This is a genomic window from Leifsonia psychrotolerans (genome assembly GCF_013410665.1).
Taxonomy (GTDB): Bacteria; Actinomycetota; Actinomycetes; order Actinomycetales; family Microbacteriaceae; genus Cryobacterium; species Cryobacterium psychrotolerans_A.
The window spans coordinates 3,469,640-3,487,755 of the sequence record NZ_JACCFM010000001.1; the positions used below are offsets into that span (position 1 = coordinate 3,469,640).

At 63.5% G+C, this 18,116-nt stretch carries 16 protein-coding genes; 10 read left to right on the forward strand and 6 right to left on the reverse strand.

Annotated features, from left to right (window positions below; genetic code table 11):
* Window positions 1-34 precede the first annotated feature (34 nt).
* Both HNR05_RS15750 and HNR05_RS15755 read left to right on the forward strand, forming a co-directional pair.
* A complete protein-coding gene (locus tag HNR05_RS15750; RefSeq protein ID WP_179579995.1) occupies window positions 35-844 on the forward strand; it encodes a thymidylate synthase in 810 nt (269 codons plus the stop codon).
* Window positions 841-1,344: a dihydrofolate reductase gene (locus HNR05_RS15755; RefSeq protein ID WP_179579996.1), complete on the forward strand. Its 504-nt coding sequence runs from the start codon at window positions 841-843 to the stop codon at window positions 1,342-1,344. The genes HNR05_RS15750 and HNR05_RS15755 overlap by 4 nt, the downstream gene beginning before the upstream one ends.
* Before the next feature lie 71 nt (window positions 1,345-1,415).
* Here HNR05_RS15755 and HNR05_RS15760 read toward each other — a convergent pair whose 3' ends face one another.
* Complete coding sequence (locus tag HNR05_RS15760) at window positions 1,416-2,075, reverse strand: fasciclin domain-containing protein (RefSeq protein ID WP_179579997.1); 660 nt, start codon at window positions 2,073-2,075, stop codon at window positions 1,416-1,418.
* 217 nt (window positions 2,076-2,292) lie between these two features.
* Here HNR05_RS15760 and HNR05_RS15765 point away from each other — a divergent pair, with 217 nt between their 5' ends.
* The gene (locus HNR05_RS15765) at window positions 2,293-4,023 is read left to right on the forward strand and encodes a cytochrome c biogenesis protein CcdA (RefSeq protein ID WP_179579998.1); all 1,731 of its coding nucleotides are present in this window, start codon (window positions 2,293-2,295) and stop codon (window positions 4,021-4,023) included.
* Window positions 4,024-4,102: 79 nt separating this feature from the next.
* Here the strand turns inward: HNR05_RS15765 and HNR05_RS15770 are convergent, their stop codons facing one another.
* Window positions 4,103-5,719, reverse strand: a complete 1,617-nt coding sequence (locus HNR05_RS15770; protein ID WP_179579999.1) for a glycoside hydrolase family 16 protein — start codon at window positions 5,717-5,719, stop codon at window positions 4,103-4,105.
* A gap of 42 nt (window positions 5,720-5,761) precedes the next feature.
* Here HNR05_RS15770 and HNR05_RS15775 point away from each other — a divergent pair, with 42 nt between their 5' ends.
* Window positions 5,762-6,085, forward strand: coding sequence for a hypothetical protein (locus tag HNR05_RS15775; protein WP_179580000.1), 324 nt, complete (start codon window positions 5,762-5,764; stop codon window positions 6,083-6,085).
* Entirely contained in the window at window positions 6,069-8,135 is a 2,067-nt protein-coding gene (gene recQ / locus HNR05_RS15780; RefSeq protein WP_179580001.1) for a DNA helicase RecQ, read from the forward strand. The genes HNR05_RS15775 and recQ overlap by 17 nt, the downstream gene beginning before the upstream one ends.
* A gap of 214 nt (window positions 8,136-8,349) precedes the next feature.
* On the opposite strand, the gene HNR05_RS15785 is transcribed toward recQ, so the two are convergent.
* Complete coding sequence (locus HNR05_RS15785; RefSeq protein ID WP_179580002.1) at window positions 8,350-8,934, reverse strand: YdeI/OmpD-associated family protein; 585 nt, start codon at window positions 8,932-8,934, stop codon at window positions 8,350-8,352.
* Complete coding sequence (locus HNR05_RS15790; protein WP_179580003.1) at window positions 8,934-9,458, reverse strand: DUF1697 domain-containing protein; 525 nt, start codon at window positions 9,456-9,458, stop codon at window positions 8,934-8,936. Before HNR05_RS15790 ends, HNR05_RS15785 begins: the two co-directional genes overlap by 1 nt.
* A 312-nt stretch (window positions 9,459-9,770) precedes the next feature.
* Between HNR05_RS15790 and HNR05_RS15795 the strand changes: the two genes are divergently transcribed.
* The 5 genes from HNR05_RS15795 to HNR05_RS15815 all read left to right on the forward strand — a co-directional run bounded on the left by HNR05_RS15795 (window position 9,771) and on the right by HNR05_RS15815 (window position 15,976).
* On the forward strand, window positions 9,771-11,927 hold the full coding sequence (locus HNR05_RS15795) for an acyl-CoA dehydrogenase family protein (RefSeq protein ID WP_179580004.1): 2,157 nt from the start codon (window positions 9,771-9,773) through the stop codon (window positions 11,925-11,927).
* A 217-nt stretch (window positions 11,928-12,144) separates the two neighbouring features.
* Entirely contained in the window at window positions 12,145-13,074 is a 930-nt protein-coding gene (locus tag HNR05_RS15800) for an ABC transporter ATP-binding protein (protein WP_179580005.1), read from the forward strand.
* On the forward strand, window positions 13,071-13,922 hold the full coding sequence (locus HNR05_RS15805; RefSeq protein WP_179580006.1) for an ABC transporter permease subunit: 852 nt from the start codon (window positions 13,071-13,073) through the stop codon (window positions 13,920-13,922). The genes HNR05_RS15800 and HNR05_RS15805 overlap by 4 nt, the downstream gene beginning before the upstream one ends.
* 116 nt (window positions 13,923-14,038) lie before the next feature.
* Window positions 14,039-14,998, forward strand: coding sequence for a prolyl aminopeptidase (gene pip / locus HNR05_RS15810; protein WP_179580007.1), 960 nt, complete (start codon window positions 14,039-14,041; stop codon window positions 14,996-14,998).
* Window positions 14,999-15,121: 123 nt separating this feature from the next.
* Window positions 15,122-15,976, forward strand: a complete 855-nt coding sequence (locus HNR05_RS15815; protein WP_179580008.1) for a YveK family protein — start codon at window positions 15,122-15,124, stop codon at window positions 15,974-15,976.
* A gap of 9 nt (window positions 15,977-15,985) precedes the next feature.
* Here the strand turns inward: HNR05_RS15815 and HNR05_RS15820 are convergent, their stop codons facing one another.
* The gene (locus HNR05_RS15820) at window positions 15,986-16,870 is read right to left on the reverse strand and encodes a hypothetical protein (RefSeq protein ID WP_343062637.1); all 885 of its coding nucleotides are present in this window, start codon (window positions 16,868-16,870) and stop codon (window positions 15,986-15,988) included.
* Between the two features lie 36 nt (window positions 16,871-16,906).
* Window positions 16,907-18,016, reverse strand: a complete 1,110-nt coding sequence (locus HNR05_RS15825) for a Gfo/Idh/MocA family oxidoreductase (protein WP_218868920.1) — start codon at window positions 18,014-18,016, stop codon at window positions 16,907-16,909.
* Window positions 18,017-18,116 lie beyond the last annotated feature (100 nt).

Consider the following 18,116-nt stretch of genomic DNA (forward strand, 5'->3'; position numbering starts at 1 on the left):
AGGCCCGCCACACCTCGGCAGATACGATTGCAGAGTGACAGTGACGATAGCGACCCCCTACGAAGATCTCCTCCGCGACACCCTGGCTCACGGCACCCACAAGACTGACCGCACCGGCACGGGCACGCGCAGTGTCTTCGGCCGTCAGATCCGGTTTGACCTGGCCGAGGGCTTCCCGCTCATCACCACCAAACGGGTGCATTTCAAATCGATTGCCTACGAGCTGCTCTGGTTCCTGCGCGGCGACTCGAATGTGCGCTGGTTGCAGGAGCGCGGCGTGAAGATCTGGGACGAATGGGCGGATGCCGACGGCGAGCTGGGCCCGGTCTACGGTGTGCAGTGGCGCTCCTGGCCGACCCCGAACGGCGATCAGATCGATCAGATCTCCGACGTCATCCAGGCAATCAAGAACACACCCGATTCCCGCCGCCTGATCGTGTCAGCCTGGAACCCCGCTGACGTGCCTAATATGGCGCTGCCGCCCTGCCACGCGCTGTTCCAGTTCTATGTTGCCGACGGCAAACTCAGCTGCCAGCTCTACCAGCGCAGCGCCGATCTGTTCCTCGGTGTTCCCTTTAACATCGCGAGTTATGCCCTACTCACGCATCTGGTCGCGGCGCAGACCGGGCTCGAGGTGGGCGAGTTCGTCTGGACCGGCGGCGACTGCCACATCTACGACAACCACGTCGACCAGGTCACCGAGCAGCTCAGCCGCGCGCCATACCCGTACCCGCAGCTGCGCATCGAGACCGAGCGGGCGAGCATCTTCGACTACGACTTCGACGATCTCGTCGTCGAAAACTACCAGCACCACCCCGCCATCCGTGGCGCGGTTGCCGTATGAGCCAGCCGCAGATCGGCCTGATCTGGGCCGAAGCCGACGGCGGAGTCATCGGCAAAGATGGCGTGATGCCCTGGCATGTGCCCGAAGATCTCGCTCATTTCAAGCAGGTCACCCTCGATGCCGCCGTGATTATGGGCCGCAAGACCTGGGATTCCCTGCCGCCACGCTTCCGTCCGTTGCCGGGCCGGAGCAACATCGTGATCACCCGTCAGGCCGACTGGGCCGCGGACGGCGTCGACGTGGTGCATTCGCTGACGGATGCCCTCGCCATCGTCGGCGAGCAGCCTGCGTGGGTCATCGGTGGCGCCCAGATCTACGCCCTGGCCCGTGACGTGGCCGACCGGCTCGAGGTCACCGAGATCAGGGCAGCCTTCGACGGCGACACGTTCGCCCCCGCGATCGACGCGAGCTGGACGGCATCCGTTGTCGACCCCGCGGACGGGTGGCATGTGTCGCGCACCGGACTCGAGTACCGTTTCGTGCGCTACGAACGCAGCTGAGCACTCTGAGAAACAGACGCGAAGAGCCCGTCACCTCACGGTGACGGGCTCTTTCGGTTGAGAAGATGCGATTAGTTCGTCGGCGGCATCAGCACGCTGTCGATCAGGTACACGGTCGCGTTGGCGGTGTGAACTCCACCACAGATCACGCTGGCGCCGTTGACCATGATGTTGTCGCCGCTGCCGGTGACGGTCAGGGTTCCACCTTCGACGGTGGTGTGGGTGCCATCGATGGCGTCAGGGGCGATCTGACCGGGAACCACGTGGTAGGTGAGGATCTTGGTCAGCGTTGCAGCACCAGCCGGCGTCTTCAGCGTGTCGATGGTGGCGGCATCGATCTTGGCGAACGCCGTGTCGACGGGAGCGAAGACGGTGAATTCACTGCCGTTGAGGGTGCTAACCAGGTTGACATCCGGGTTGAGCTTGCCGGACACGGCGGCCACAAGGGTTGTCAGCAGCGGGTTGTTGGATGCCGCGACGGCGACGGGGTCGGACGACATGCCGGTGATCGAACCGGCACCGCTCGGAACCTCTTTCGCGTAGGCGGCACAGCCGGAACCGACGAGGTCGGCGGCCGGGTCGGCCGTCATTGCCGGTTCACTGCTCGACATCGACGGTGAGCTCGAGGTGGCTGTTGAACCACTGGTACCCATCGAACAGCCCGCGAGAGCAATGGTGGCGATCGCGGCGATGGAGAGACCGGTCAAAGCCTTGCGTGTGAAGAGTTGCATGAAAGTTCTCCTTTGATGAAGTGGCCGGTTGGCCGAAAGCCTGCTGCTGTGCGGCCTTCACAACTCATTCGGAGCCCCCGCTGATGCGGTTTGGAGTTTGTCCGAAATTCTTTTGCCCAATATTCATGTGCCCACTTTCGCTGCTGCGAGTTCGGGCACTGCCCAATCCCAAACGGCATCCGCCCCGAATCCCCTTCGACAGACTTTGGAGGAGACCGTGCTCTCACTAGCCCTCATCGGATTCTTCGGTGGATTGATCACCGGAATATCACCGTGCATCTTGCCCGTACTGCCCGTCATCTTCTTTTCGGGGGGAGTCCAAGGCGCCAGAAACACCACTGACGTCGCGGCCGATGCGCCGCCGCCGCCGGCACCATCACGATGGCGGCCCTTCCTGGTGATCGGCGGGCTGGTGGTGAGCTTCAGCATCTTCACGCTCGTCGGCTCGCTCATTCTGACCTTGCTGCACCTGCCGCAGGATGTGCTGCGTTGGGCCGGTCTGATCGTGCTTATCCTCATCGGTATCGGCTTGATCATCCCGAAGTTCGAGGCCATCCTCGAGAAGCCGTTCTCCTGGATCCCGCAGCGCAACGTCGGCACCGAGCGCGGCGGGTTCCTGCTTGGACTCGCGCTCGGTGCGGTCTACGTTCCGTGCGCCGGTCCCGTGCTCGCTGCTATCACGGTCGCCGGATCAACCGGCAAGATCGGCCCTGAAACCGTGGTGCTCACCGTCACGTTCGCCTTTGGTGCCGCAATTCCGCTGCTGGTCTTCGCGCTGGCCGGTCGTCGCGTGGCCGAACGGGTCAAGGCATTTCGTCAGCACCAGCGCGGCATCCGCATCACCGGTGGCATCGTCATGATCGCCCTGGCGATCGGCCTGGTCTACAACGTTCCGGCCGCGTTGCAAGCGCTCATTCCCGACTACACGAGCTCGCTTCAGAATCAATTCAGCAACTCGAAGCAGGTCACCCAGGCCCTCGATCTCGGTGGTCTCGTGACCGACGAGAACAAGAATCTCTCGAAGTGCACCCCGGGTGCCACCGAGTTGGAGAGTTGCGGAATTGCGCCTCCTCTGGCGGGCATCCAGCAATGGTTCAACACTCCGAACGATGCCCCGATCTCTCTCGCTCAGGAGAGCGGCAAAGTCGTGCTCGTCGATTTCTGGGCGTACTCCTGCATCAACTGCCAGCGGTCGATTCCGCACCTGGTGGCCTGGAACAAGGCCTACAAGAACCTCGGCCTCGAGATCATCGGAGTGCACGCGCCCGAATATGCGTTTGAGAAGGTTCCCGCCAATGTCATGGCCGGTGCCAAGGATTTCGGCATCACCTACCCGGTGGCGCTGGATAACAACCTCGCCACCTGGACGAACTATCGCAACCAGTACTGGCCGGCTCACTACCTGATCGACACGTCAGGCACCGTGCGCAACATCCAGTTTGGAGAGGGAAACTATTCGAGCACTGAGAAGCTCATCCGTGAACTGCTGGTGCAAGCGAACCCGAGCGTGAAGCTGCCGCCGGCCACCGAAGTTGCGGACGCCACCCCGACCGAGGCCACGACACCCGAGACTTTTCTGGGCACGACGAAGCAGGTGAACTACGGCGGCAGCGAGAAGTACTCGACGCTGACAACGGCGTTCACGGTGCCGTCGAAGCTGCCGAAGAACTCATTCGCACTGGACGGCAAATGGACCCTCGGCACGCAATCGATCACGCCGACGGATGCCGCGGCCCAGGTAGTCCTGAACTACTCGGCGCGCGACGTGATGATGGTGCTTTCTGGAACGGGGACGGTGAGCTACACGACCGGTGGCGTCACAAAGACGTTCGACGTGACAGGGACGCCGAACGCGTATCCGTTGCTCTCGACCAAGGACGTCGGGTCCGGTACCCTCACCGTGACGCTGTCACCCGGCCTCACCGCCTACTCGTTCACCTTCGGATAAGCGCGGCTTTCGCCCCAGAGCGCAGAACGGCGCCATCCGGAACATCCGGATGGCGCCGTTTCGATCGGGCGAAGACGACCTAGCCCTGGTAGGCCCAGGTGCGCACGTAATCGACCTGGAAGTCGAGGTTCTGCGTCCAGTCCTTGTGGGCCGGGTCAGGCAGTCCCCAGTACTTTTCCGACGGTCCGACGTGCAGGTTCAAACGCATGTGCAGGGGCGAACCGAAGTACTTCGCGTTCCAGAGATTCGGGCTCGCCGCCGGCGTCGTGGTCATGATCTTCTTGCCATCGATGATGATCGAGGCGTAACTCGGCGTGAGCTCGAAGGCGAAGGTGTGGAACCCATCCCAGATCGGAGTGGGGGCCCCGAAGTCAGAGTGGTGCCAGATGTACTTCTCGTTCCCGGCACCGGAGGTTTGGGTGTGCACAGTGGTGGTGGCGGTGTTGATGCGCTGGCCACCCGGGGCTGCCTTATCGTTGTAGCCCCAGGCCTCCATCATGTCGATCTCACCGGACTGCGAGTTGCGCAGCCAGAATGCGGCGAGGGCGCCGTAGGTCTTCGGGCCGGTCGGAACCTTGGCCTTCATCTCCCAGCGTCCGTACTGCTGACCCTTCGACACATCGCCGGGACGCAGTGAACGCTGGTCCATGTACGCGGTCTTGTGCCAGAGCTCGGTCGGTCCGGTCTGGTTCGCCGGACGGATGACGGGGGTGTCGAGCCAGGTGGCCTTCAGGTGAGCAACGCCGTTGGCGTCAACAGAGACCTGGTCTTTGCTGGGTACGGCTGCGTCGAACAGGAGCCCCAGGTCGCTGCGGTCACGCACGTTCCATTTGGTGGGGTCGATGGCTGGCTTCTTCGACGTCGGATCGACATAGTCGAACTCGTCACGCCAACTCGGCGCTCCCCAGCCGGGGATGTTTCCCGTCGAGGACTCGGGCTGTTCGGGAGCCGGAGCCACCGGAACTTTCGTCGGAGTCGGAGCCGGCGTTGCCGTCGGTGTGGACGTGGGCTTCGGCGTGGGCGTGGGCGCGGCCGGGGTGGTCGGTGTGGGGGTGGGAACGGCCGCAGTGGAGCGAACCATTGTAAGTTGCGCGTCAAACGTCGAATTAGGGGTGTTCCGCCAGTTGGACTGCACCTGTACAGAGATGAGATTGGAGCCGGCCTTGAGCGCTGACGCAGGAATCGTCGCCGTCACTTTGGCAGCCTGAGCTGCCGTGCTCTGCGGGGCAGCAGTCGCATAGCTGGTGTCTTTGATCGTGCCGGTGGGAAGATTCTTGCGAACGACTTCCTTTCCGTTCACGTAGACAATGACTCCGTCATCGGCCCAGGTGGTGAGCGCAACTCCAGCGGCCGGCACCTCCGGGAGAGTGAAACTCTTCTGGAAATAACTGGCGAGAGGCTTCGTCGCGAAGCTGTTCTTCAGTGTCGTGCCGAGCGGCCCAGCGTTGGTGCCGAAGCCGAGGGGCGCTTTGCCGGCGGCCCAGCCGGCCACTTTCGAGGACGTCCAGGTTGCGGCGGGTGCCGACGTGCCACGGAAGTAGGACCAGTCAGCACTGCCAAAGCCAATAAGAGTGGTCGTGCTGTTGGTCGCGGCAGAAGCTGCAGCCTTCGGTGCGGTGGCCCGGGGGGATGGCGCAGCGGTCGCCGCCGCGGTGGGAATGAGAACGGCGCCGACGAGGGCGCCGACTATGAGCATGGGGGTAAGAATTTTGGTGCGCACTACTGCCTAACGTTACGTATGGAATGTCCGTCGCTCGGCCCAATGGTTTTCAGGCAAGAGGGAAGCCACGGTACGCGAGCATTTCTGCAAAACTACTGTGCCGATCCGGCGAACTCTGGCCACACGCACGCCAAAACGAGAATTATTTTCATTTTTTTTGCATTGATCACTCGTGACGATCACTATTACTGCGTCGAGCGCCCGGGGGCGGCCCTTTTCGGCGTGTCGAAAAACTTTGTCGGTGCACCGGGCCAGGCGTTCACCGCAGCCGATGCCGTCGTTGCCGCCCACGAAGAGCATCAGGGACCGCGGGTAGAGTTGGGCAATGACTTCGAACCCTGAAACGCCGTGGCACCCTGACGACGTTTCGGCACCCGATGACGTCGATTTCTTCGAGCAGTTCGGCCCGCCGCCCGAAGAATACGACGCTCCGCCGCCCCCCTCGGAATATGACTATGCGGCGTCTTCTGGTGCCGGATTTACCGGCGCGGCATCCGGTTCTGCACCACGGACCCGGCCCAACCCGGCTCCGATTCGACCGGCATCGGCGAAGTTCGCCACCGCCGCCGAAGCGCTACACACAGTCTTCGGCTACGACTCATTCCGGGGCGAACAGGCCGCGATCATCGACCAGCTCATCGGCGGCGGCGATGCGGTCGTGCTCATGCCCACCGGCGGCGGCAAGAGCCTCTGTTACCAGATTCCGTCGCTGGTGCGCGAGGGAACCGGCGTCGTCGTCTCCCCGCTGATCGCACTCATGCAGGATCAGGTCGATGCGCTCACCGCGGTTGGCGTGCGCGCAGCGTTCCTCAACTCGAGCCAGGACGCTCTCACCCGCGGTGCGGTCGAACGCGACTACCTCTCCGGTAACCTCGACCTGCTCTACGTCGCGCCGGAGCGACTCTCGTCCGAAGGCACCAAACAGTTCCTCGCACGTGGAAAGATCGCGCTCTTCGCCATCGACGAGGCCCACTGTGTGTCGCAATGGGGTCATGACTTCCGCCCCGACTACCTGGCTCTCTCCGAGCTCGCCGACCGCTGGCCCGACGTGCCGCGCATCGCGCTCACCGCGACCGCGACTGATGCCACACACAAGGAAATCACGTCCCGACTACAGCTTGAGTCGGCCGAGCACTTCGTCGCCAGCTTCGATCGCCCGAACATCCAGTACCGCATCGTCACTAAAGCCGAGCCACGCAAGCAGCTACTCAGTTTCATCAAGACCGAGCATCCGGATGACGCGGGGATTGTCTACGCGCTCAGCCGAAAGTCGGTCGAGGCCACGGCCGAATTCCTGCAAGCCAGCGGCCTCAATGCCCTGCCCTACCACGCCGGCCTCGACGCGCGCGTGCGCGCCCGCAACCAGGCCCGTTTTTTGCGCGAAGATGGCGTGATCATTGTCGCCACGATCGCATTCGGTATGGGCATCGATAAGCCCGACGTGCGCTTCGTTGCCCACATTGACTTGCCAAAGAGCGTCGAGGGGTACTACCAAGAGACCGGTCGTGCCGGCCGCGATGGCCTGCCGTCGACAGCGTGGCTCACCTACGGCCTGCAAGACGTCGTGCAACAGCGCCGTATGATCGACGAATCGCCCGGCGACCTCGCCCACCGCCGCAAGCTCTCGGCGCACCTCGATGCCATGCTCGCGCTCTGCGAGACCGTGCACTGTCGCCGGGTCAATCTGCTGCGCTACTTCGGTCAGACGAGCGAACCCTGCGGCAACTGCGACACCTGTCTCACCCCGCCCGAGGCGTGGGACGGCACCGTACCGGCACAGAAGCTCCTCTCCACAATTGTGCGCCTGGCTCGCGAACGCAACCAGCGTTTCGGCGCCGGCCACCTCGTCGACATCTTGCGGGGCAAGGTCACGCCACGCGTCACCCAGCACGGGCACGACCAGCTGTCGACCTGGTCGATCGGCGCCGACCTGAGCGATCAGCAGTGGCGTGGCGTTGTGCGCCAGCTGCTGGCGCAGGGGTTCCTCGCGACGCAGGGCGAATACGGCATTCTGGTGCCGACGGATGCTGCGGCCGAGGTTCTCGGCGGGCGTCGCACCGTGGAGTTGCGCCACGAACCCGAACGCGCAGAACGGCCCGCCCGTGCGGCCAAGACCGCGGGTCGGTCAAAGGCCGCAGCAGCCGATCTGTCGCCGGCGCAGGAAGAACTTTTCGAAGCGCTCCGCATGTGGCGCTCGGCGGAGTCGCGCGAGCAGGGCGTTCCGGCCTACATCGTCTTCGGCGACGCAACGTTGATTGCCGTCGCTCAGGCTCAGCCAGAGACACTGGCCGATCTCGACGGAATCTCGGGAATCGGCGCGAAGAAACTCGAGTCGTACGGGCAGAAGGTCATTGACGTCGTGGCGGCGGGGGCGTTCGTTCCGGCGCAGTAACAGCGCCCGCGCGTCGCCCTTCCCGCGCGTCCCTCCGTCCCGTTGGTCGAGCGGTCCCGTTGGTCGAGCCTGTCGAGACCCTGCACCCCCCCGTCCCGTTGGTCGAGCCTGTCGAGACCCCGCAACCCCCCGTCCCGTTGGTCGAGCCTGTCGAGACCCTGCAACCCCCCGTCCCGTTGGTCGAGCCTGTCGAGACCCCGTTTCGTCCGCCGGTTTACGGCTTTCGTGGATAGATGGTTTCACCGCGGCCGAGCATTCCGACGTACTCGGCGATCTTTCGCGCCCGTGTCTCAGCCCGCTTCACGTTCGCGATTCGGAAGAGAATGGCGTAGCGGTTGGTGCTGTCGAGGTTCTCAAACACGGCGGTTGCCTCGGGTGCAGCGGCGAGGGCAACGGTCAAGTCGTCGGGCACCTGAATGGTGGATGCGGGTGCATACGCGGCCTGCCAACGCCCATCGGCCTTCGCACGCTCAACCTCTGCCAGCCCGGCCGGCATCATGCGGCCCGACTTGATCAAGGTCGTCGCCCGCTCGGTATTGATCTGTGACCAGATGCTTCGGGTTCTGCGCGGCGTGAACAGCTGCAGATAATGGGTCTCGTCGAGTCCCGTGCGCCGCCCGTCGATCCAACCGAAGCAGAGCGCCGTTTCGACAGCTTCCGCATATGTCACGCTCGGCAACGCGCTGCCCTTTCGGGCAATGGCGATCTGCACCCCGGGGGAGTCGGTGCCGTTTACTGCGAGCCAGCCCGACCAATCGTTCTCGTCAGCGAAATAGATGATGTCGCGTTCCACGGCCATCACCGCACCAGCTTCCGCAGGGTGCGCAGATTGCGGGTCGTCGTGGTCGCCTTGTGCTTGGCACGAGCGGTCTCTTTCGCGAAGACGCTGCCGAGTGTGTTTCCACGTTCGACCGTCCAATAGATCACGCCCTCGCCCGGCCTAATGCTCTCGAGATTCGCATCGAGCGTTCCTTGCCACCCCAACAATTCGGTGGCCAGCGCGTGGTCAAGTGTGAAGATCACATACGGATGCCAACCCTCCCGCTCAGCCTCAAACGGAAAATCCTTGATGATGCGGTGGATCGTGTCGATGTCGAGCACGTGAACCCAGGCCTCGTAACCGAACCGCTCGCGAAGCGCGTTCTCGATTCGCGGCTTCAGGTGTGGCGGGGTACTTGCTGAGTCGAACAGCACGTTGCCACTGGCCAACACGGTCTTCACGTTTTCGAGGCCGAGCCCCGTGAAAAGTGCTGCGACATCCGCCATCTTCATGGTGATGCCGCCCACGTTCACGCCACGCAAAAGTGCCACATATCGGGTCATGAAGTGAGGCTACCGGCACCGTCCGACAATTGCTCCGAGGCTTCGCGCACCTTCTCGCGGTGTGCGCACGCTGGAGCCTGCGCCTGCCGGGCTACCCTGCGCGACGGATTCGTCCACGGCTGGGCTGGCCCCGCGAGGGGCGGAACTCTGGAGGTAATCTACGCGGCTTGCGCGCCTGAATGGAGGAAACCTACAGAACGAATGCCGCGCCCGGCATGCTTCTTTGTCGGCCTCTCACGCAGCATTTCCGGCGCGTCAGGCACAGACCTAACGTTATGAGACCACAGCCAGCGTGAGAGAAGAGGACCAACGATGGTTGACACCGCCCAGCGCCCAACACCCCGTTCGCCGAAGCCGAACACCACGGATGCCGCTGCATCCAAATCCGGTTCGTCAGGTGCAGCCGCCCTCGATCCGAGCGTCAACACCGGGCCGATCAAGGTCGCCGGCGACCCCACGGCTCCCCACGTCAATGTCGAATCTCTCAGCCGTGCCCTCCTCGGCACGTGGGCAGACGTGCGCTTGGCCGCCCGGGAACTCACGGCACGCCCCGACATGCAACGCATCGAAGGTCTCTCGATGGAAGACCACCGTGCGCGGGTCTTCGAGCAGCTCAAGGTTCTCGCCGCCAACGGCCACGTGCACCGTGCCTTCCCGACCTATCTCGGTGGCCACGACGACCACGGTGGCAACATCGCCGGCTTCGAGGAACTCGTTATCGCCGACCCGAGCATGCAAATCAAGGGCGGCGTTCAATGGGGTCTGTTCGGGGCCGCCGTGCTGCACCTCGGCACGAAGAAGCACCACGACGCGTACCTGCCCGACATCATGAGCCTCGCGGTTCCGGGCGCGTTCGCGATGACCGAAATCGGTCACGGCTCGGATGTTGCCAGCATCGGAACCACGGCGACCTACGACGTCGAGACCGAAGAGTTCGTCGTGCACACTCCGTTCCGTGCGGCCTGGAAAGAATATCTCGGTAACGCAGCGAGAGACGGCATCGCGGCCGTGGTCTTCGCCCAGCTGATCACACAGGGAGTGAACCATGGCGTTCACGCGTTCTACGTTCAGTTGCGCGACGCGACCGGTGCTTTTCTGCCCGGCATCGGCGGTGAGGATGACGGCCTCAAGGGCGGTCTGAACGGTATCGACAACGGGCGACTGCACTTCGATAACGTGCGTATCCCGCGTGAAAATCTGCTGAACCGCTACGGAGACGTCGCGGAAGACGGCACCTATTCGAGCCCGATTGCAAGCCCCGGACGTCGCTTCTTCACCATGCTCGGCACGTTGGTGCAGGGCCGCGTATCGCTCGATGGAGCCGCCGTCGCAGCATCCGCTCTCGCCCTCACGATCGCGATCACCTATGGCGGTCAGCGACGCCAGTTCACGGCGGGCAGCGATACCGATGAGGAGGTCATTCTCGATTACCAGCGCCATCAGCGCCGCCTCATCCCTCGCCTGGCTACGACCTATGCGGCAAATTTTGCGCACGACGAGTTCCTGGTCAAGTTCGACGCCGTCTTCAGCGGCAAGGCCGACACGGATGCCGACCGTCAAGACCTCGAGACCCTCGCCGCTGCGCTCAAGCCGCTCTCAACCTGGCATGCTCTCGACACTCTGCAGGAGGCTCGCGAAGCCTGTGGTGGAGCCGGCTTCATCGCTGAGAACCGTTTCGTGGGGCTGCGCGCCGACCTCGACGTCTACGCCACATTCGAAGGCGACAACAACGTGCTGCTACAGCTCGTCGCCAAGCGGCTGCTCACTGATTACAGCAAACAGTTCGCGAAGGCTGACCCGGGTGCGCTCGCCCGGTACGTCTTCAAGCAGGCGACGGACCGCGCCTACAACGGCAGCGGGCTGCATCGGCTCACGCAGAATGTGGCCGATCTCGGCTCGACCGCACGGTCGATCGGAGCGCTCCGTGACATCACTGTGCAGCGCGAGCTGCTCACCGGCCGCGTCGAGGGCATGATCGCCGCGGCCGCGACGGTATTGCGCCCAGCCAGCAAACTGCCGAAGAAGCAGGCTGCCGCCCTGTTCAACTCGCAGCAGAACCAGCTGATCGAGGCGGCCCGCGCGCACGGCGAGTTGTTGCAGTGGGAGGCATTCAGCCGGGCGGTTGACGCCACGACGGATGCCGGCACCGCCCAGGTTCTCACCTGGCTGCGAGACCTGTTCGGGCTTGGCCTGATCGAGAAGAATCTCGCCTGGTACCTGATTAACGGGCGTCTGTCGGCACAACGTGCGCAGGCCATCACGTCGTACATTGACCGGCTGATCGCCCGCTTGCGCCCGCACGCGCAAGACCTCGTGGACTCGTTCGGCTACTCGCAGGCGCACCTGCGTGCGCCGATCGCCTCGGGCATTGAGGCCGAGCGTCAGGCCGAGGCTCGGGATTACTACGCCAACCTGCGGGCGTCGGGCGAGGCACCCGTTGACGAGAAGTCGCACCACAAGAAGAAGTAGCCGCGCGTTCCCCGTGACGTCCCTGCGCAAACGTCATACTCCGGTAGCACGGGTCGAGGCGTGCTGCCATCCTTCCGGTTGATGCGCGTCGGCATCCGTTCTCCGTAACGTCAGTGGTGGGGCCGACCTCAGGCTTCGAGGTGGATTGAGAAGGCCCGCGCGGGCCCCTTCAAAACTTCGGCCCCACCACGACGTTTACGAGATAAAAGGACAACGGATGATTCAGGCACAGTCCCTGACGAAACGCTACGGAACGAAGACGGCGGTCGACGGTGTCGACTTCACCGTGCAGCCTGGCCGGGTAACCGGCTTTCTCGGCCCGAACGGTGCCGGCAAGTCGACCACCATGCGCATGATCGTCGGCCTGGACCGGCCCAGCGCCGGTCGGGTGACCGTCAACGGCAGGCTCTACCGTGAGCACTCGGCGCCGCTACGCGAAGTGGGCGTACTGCTCGACGCCAAGGCCGTGCACACCGGCCGTTCCGCCTACAATCACCTGCTTGCCATGGGGGCCACGCACGGCATCGGCGCGAGCCGCGTGCGCGAGGTGATCGAGCTCACCGGCCTTGAATCCGTCGCCCGCAAGCGCGTCGGCGGCTTCTCGCTCGGCATGGGCCAGCGCCTCGGCATCGCCGCCGCGCTTCTCGGCGACCCGGCCACGCTCATCCTCGACGAGCCTGTCAACGGTCTCGATCCCGAGGGCGTGCAGTGGGTACGTCACCTGATGCGTCAGCTCGCCGCCGAGGGCCGAACGGTTTTGCTCTCGTCGCATCTGATGAGCGAGATGGCGATGACCGCCGACCACCTGATCGTGCTCGGGCGCGGACGCGTGATTGCGGATGCGCCGGTTGCCGACATTATCGCCTCGGCCACGCGCAGCACGGTTCGGGTGCGCAGCCCTCACCTCGCCCAGCTGGCGAGCTTGTGTGCCCGGCCGGACACGACGGTGACGAACGTCGACCACGATGTGCTCGAGATCGTCGGGGCCTCAGCCGCCGAGATCGGGGAGGCGGCCAGTCGCGCCGGCATCGTGCTGCACGAGCTCACGCCGCTGTCGGCCTCACTCGAAGAGGCCTATATGACCCTGACCCAGAACGAGGTGGAGTACCGCACGGGCGGATCCACAGTGCAGGAGAACGCACGATGACCACCACATTCTTACCCACTTCACCGGCCGCGGTCTCGCCGCGCGCCACCTTCGTGGCGACGGGTTCCGGCCTCAGCCTGACAGGTATCGTCCGCTCGGAGTGGATCAAATTACGCACCGTGCGGGCCACCGCGTGGTCGTTCCTGATCGTGGTCCTGATCTCGGTCGGCATGGCCGGAATCATGTCGTTCGCACTCGATCTGCAGGGGACCGGCGGCTCGCTGCCGGCTGCTGACCAGGCGATTTTCCTCGTGCGAGCCTCGACGTTCGGTGTGTACTTCGGCCAGCTCGTCGTTGCGGTGCTCGGCGTGCTCATGATCACCGGAGAGTACTCGACCGGCATGATCAAGTCGACCCTCACCGCGGTGCCGCGCCGAGTGGGCGCCCTCGGGGCAAAGGTCGTCGTGCTCTTCGCCTCAACCTTCGTGGTCGGAGCCGTCGCGACGATCAGCTCGTTCCTGGTTGCCTCACCCATCCTGGCGAGGGAGGGACTTCACGCCAGCCTCTTCGAACCTGTGGTGATCGTGCCGCTGCTCGGAGCAGCGCTCTATTTGGCTCTCGTGTCAGTGTTCGCGCTTGGGATCGGGGCCGTCCTGCGTAGCGGCGCTGGCGGTATCGCGGCAGCACTCGGAGCGCTGTTGCTGCTGCCGATCGTCTTTCAAATGATTCCGGCCGACTGGGCGCACGACCTGCTGCCGTACCTGATCTCCAACGCCGGCATGGGCATGTTCGGTCTGACGATGACAGTGGGGATCCTCGCCTGGTGGCAGAACCTGCTGATTCTGCTCGGCTGGGTCGCCGTGAGTCTGACCGCGGCCGCAGTGCTGCTGAAGCGTCGCGACGCGTAGTTTTCACATCGACCGTACCCTCGCCGTCCAGTCAGGGCTCCTGGCACGGCGGCAAAGGGGGAGTTGTCGTCGCCACAATGGGGGGCAATCGCGCTGCGGGGCAATAGGCTCGAACCATGCGAGAGTTCTACCCCGAGATCGAACCGTACGAAACGGGAATGCTTGACGTCGGCGACGGGCAATCCATCTATTGGGAGGCATCCGGCAACCCCGCCGGTAAGCCGGCGGTCTACCTGCACGGCGGACCCGGCGGCGGCTCAAGCGCCAACCAACGTCGAGTGTTCGACCCCGAGAAATACCGCATCATCCTGTTTGACCAGCGCGGATGCGGCCAGAGCACCCCGCACGCGAGCGCTTCAGATGCCGACCTCAGCACGAACACCACCTGGCACCTCGTCGCCGATATCGAGACGCTGCGCGCGCACCTCGGTATTGATACCTGGCTCGTCTGCGGGGGGTCGTGGGGCAGCTCGCTCGGTTTGGCCTATGCCGAGACCCACCCCGAGCGGGTCAGCGAACTCGTTCTGCGTGGCATCTTCACGCTGCGCCCCATCGAACTCGACTGGTTCTACGAGGGCGGTGCGGCAGCCATCTACCCCGACCTGTGGGAGAAGTTCGTCGAACCCGTTCCCCTCGCGGAGCGCGGCCACATGATTGAGGCCTATGGGCGGCTCTTACAGGATCCTGACGCAGAGGTGCGGGAACGTGCGGGTGTCGCCTGGTCGACATGGGAGTCGTCAACAATTACGCTGCTTCAGCAGGCGGACACAATTACGAAGTTCACCGAACCGTCGTTCGCTGTGGCCTTCGCGCGCATCGAAAATCACTACTTCCAGAACAAGGGCTGGTTTGAGCCAAACCAGCTCATTCGCGACGCGCACCTGCTGAAAGACATCCCGTCGGTCATCGTGCAGGGGCGTTACGACATGTGCACCCCGGCATTCACGGCATGGGATCTGCACCGAGCCTGGCCCGAAGCTGATTTCACGCTGGTTCCGGATGCCGGTCACGCCTTCGATGAGCCGGGAATCCTCGACACCCTCATCGCCGCGACTGACCTGTTCGCAGCCGACTAAGAGCGGCCAAAGGCTGAGAATGCGCTGGTCGCTGCGTCAGTTTGATGTCATTTCGACCAGAATTCTAACGCCACGCACTGACTTCGACTTATGCTAACCCCAATGACCCAACGGGGGATGCCTGTGAAGAACACTTGGTCGCTGGAAGATCTCTACACCAGCATCGCTCGTGAATGGCGCGTTCTGTTGATCGTCATCCTTCTTTTTCTGGGCGCGGCCTATGGGGCAAACGTGCTCTGGCCGAAGCGCTACGAGGCAGTCGCGCTGCAGACGGTCGAACCGATTGCGACGACCCAGGCGAGTGGTGTCACGGGGAACGTCAACATGGACACGGAGCGGGTCGTGGCCACCTCGGGCGAGGTGCTGGCGCTGGCGGCGAAGCAGCTGCCGGGAGTCGCTGTCGATGAGCTCGCCGACTCGATCGAGGTGACGGTGCCCAAAGGGGCGCAAGTGTTGATGTTCACCTATACCGCGACGACCCCTGATCGTGCGGCGGCCGGTGCAAATGCGATCGCCAAGGCCTATAGCGAACAACGGGTTGCCACCGCGCAAAGCGTGGTCGATGCCGCGGCGAAGAATCTCTCGGCTCGGATTGCCGACCTGACGACGCAGATGTCGGCGTATCAGCTCAACAGCCCCGACTACAACACGCTTTCGCTGCAAATTCAGACATTGCAAGAGCGTCAGGCGACATTGACGTCGACGACTTTCTACTCCGGATCGCTGGTCAGCCCGGCCGTCGCCCCGTCGGGATCAACGAAGCCCAGCCTGACGGTGTTCATGGCCGCCGGTCTCTTTCTCGGCGTCTTTGTCGGAGCGTTCATCGCGCTGATTCGGGCCAGAGTTCGGGGCATCCGAGCACAACGCTCCGAACCCGAGCACAAACTTGCGCTGGCCAACCGGGCGCAGACGCATCCGGGTTCCCCCAGCACCGACGTCAGAATCGTTCCCCACCCCCGGGGCCGCACCCGAAACTGACCCGCGGTGCTACAGCACGCGGGCCGATACCGGTTCGCCCCAGATTTCTTGCACCAGCCGTGCGGTGCTTCGTATGTTTCCGGCACCGGAAGCGCCGAAGACCACGGCTTCCACACGGGGAAACTCATGAATCCATTCGAGGGCTTCTCGCGGTTCGATGGCACCTGACGCGAACACCGACATAGCGATGGGGCGGAATCTGCGTTCAGCGAATGCCCGCTGGTACGCGTCAATGCCACCGGAGACCCGAAAGCCCAGTTTGTTGAAGTTTGAGCAGACGATCGGGTTGTCGATTCCGGCGCGGTCGAGGGCATCAAGCAACATCGGGAGGTTCATCGTGATGAAGCCCGGCTCCGCGCCGTAGCGCTTTCGCACATGTGCCGCAAAGATCGCGAATGCTTCATCGAAGCCGAGGCCAAGGAGGAGATCGACAACGACGTTTTGCAGGAAGATCACCGGCGTCGACAATCCGTGGAACATTTTCATCTCTGCGTCGACGAGAAGCGTCACGACACCCTCGATATCTTTGGTCGCGAGTGCCCGGCTACCGCGTACTGCGGCATTCAGAAATCCTTCGTTGGGCAGAAACTGTCGCAGAGCCCCGAGCATGCCGAATTCGGTGACAGCGTTTGCGTATTTGTGGGCGTACGGCATGCACGGGTAGAAGGTGAATTCCGGGTAGCGCGCCTCGTGTCTACGCACGTGCTCGCAGACCTCGGCAATTCGTTCGTGTGTGGTGCACATGAAGGTGCGGATGCCCTCGGCATAAGCAAGGTCGAGTACGTCGATGATCGCCGAGGTGTCCTGGAAGCGCACGGCTTGTGCCCGGGCTTTTTCCTCCGACATATGGTTCACACCGAAGAATTGGTTGTCTCCGAACAGCAGGCGATCCACGGCTTCTCCGATTCTGCGGGTGTACTCGGCGTGCGGTTAACGGGCCGACACAGTGCTGGCTCGGCGAAACAGGGACCGAGCCGGCTTCGAGGGGGGAGGCGCGGCCACGGTGCCCTCGACCTCGCTCGTCACCGCCGAGAGCGTGAGCATCTCGATCACGCGGTCGGTGGCTGCGGCACTCGTGAAGTCGTTCTGCCGACCCGGTGCTCCTTCGGCCGGTGCCACGATCGACTGGATGAAGTAGTCGAGCTGGGCGCTGTACTCCTCCCCTCGCAGGTAAAACCACACCGGTTGGGTGAGTTCGGTCGTGTAGCGCACGTTCCAGCCGAAGCGATAGCCAGGCGGCAGCGTTGCGGTGTCCCGCAGATAGACCTGGCATTCTTGCCGATCGGCGACGATCTTTCCGTTCTGTCCCCAGAACGTCAGCTTGGTTGTCATCTTGCGGTGCGACTCGTCGGACCAGTTGACCGAGAGCTGTGCGCTGACGTGGCCGGGATAGTGCAGGGTGCTGTAGACCTCATCGTCGGTCTCCGCCGAAAAAATGCTTCCCAGCACGGTGCCGCCGGCCGAAAGAGGCTCACCGAGATACCACGTGAGCAAGTCGAGTGGATGCGCCGCGTAGTCATAGAGACAGCCGCCGCCCGCGTCGCGTTTGCTGCGCCAGGTGCCACCCTTGGGACGCAGCACGACAGGTCCGTACGATTCGGCGAGCACATGACTGATCGGTCCGATGGTGCCGGATTCGATGAGACGTTTGACCTCTTGAAACGCGCCGACAAATCGATTGTGGTAGCCCACTTGGGTCACGACGCCCCGGCTGCGGGCCAGGTCCGCGAGTTCAGCCGACTCGGCAGCGGAGAGGGACAGCGGCTTCTCGCAGAAAACGTGAAGGCCTCGGCCCAGCACCTCGCGGACGAGTCCGACATGCGACGACGTGGGAGTCGCAATCAGAACGGCATCAACCGCCACGGCGTCGAGCATGCGGCTCACGTCGGTGAAGGTCGCCAGGCCGGTGTACTTCGCCAGCACATCGAGAATGTAGCCGACCGAGTCGCAGACTGCGACAACCTCGACATCGGGATGTGCACGCACCATGGACAGGTGCGACAACCCCATCTTGCCGATGCCGATTACTGCGACTTTCACCACATCGTCCTCCAACATTCCCGTGGAGCAGGCTGCCAGCGCAGCCTGGGATCATGTTAGCTGAGAAGCAGGCTAGGATGCGGGTAGATTTTTGAGACTC

What these genes read in the sequence shown, in the direction of transcription:
- HNR05_RS15775 (WP_179580000.1), top strand. Translation starts at nt 5,762, where the DNA reads ATGGAATGTCCGTCGCTCGGCCCAATGGTTTTCAGGCAAGAGGGAAGC.
- recQ (WP_179580001.1), top strand. Translation starts at nt 6,069, where the DNA reads ATGACTTCGAACCCTGAAACGCCGTGGCACCCTGACGACGTTTCGGCA.
- HNR05_RS15800 (WP_179580005.1), top strand. Translation starts at nt 12,145, where the DNA reads ATGATTCAGGCACAGTCCCTGACGAAACGCTACGGAACGAAGACGGCG.
- HNR05_RS15785 (WP_179580002.1), bottom strand. Translation starts at nt 8,934, where the DNA reads ATGGCCGTGGAACGCGACATCATCTATTTCGCTGACGAGAACGATTGG.
- HNR05_RS15805 (WP_179580006.1), top strand. Translation starts at nt 13,071, where the DNA reads ATGACCACCACATTCTTACCCACTTCACCGGCCGCGGTCTCGCCGCGC.
- HNR05_RS15755 (WP_179579996.1), top strand. Translation starts at nt 841, where the DNA reads ATGAGCCAGCCGCAGATCGGCCTGATCTGGGCCGAAGCCGACGGCGGA.
- HNR05_RS15770 (WP_179579999.1), bottom strand. Translation starts at nt 5,719, where the DNA reads ATGCTCATAGTCGGCGCCCTCGTCGGCGCCGTTCTCATTCCCACCGCG.
- HNR05_RS15795 (WP_179580004.1), top strand. Translation starts at nt 9,771, where the DNA reads ATGGTTGACACCGCCCAGCGCCCAACACCCCGTTCGCCGAAGCCGAAC.
- pip (WP_179580007.1), top strand. Translation starts at nt 14,039, where the DNA reads ATGCGAGAGTTCTACCCCGAGATCGAACCGTACGAAACGGGAATGCTT.
- HNR05_RS15790 (WP_179580003.1), bottom strand. Translation starts at nt 9,458, where the DNA reads ATGACCCGATATGTGGCACTTTTGCGTGGCGTGAACGTGGGCGGCATC.
- HNR05_RS15760 (WP_179579997.1), bottom strand. Translation starts at nt 2,075, where the DNA reads ATGCAACTCTTCACACGCAAGGCTTTGACCGGTCTCTCCATCGCCGCG.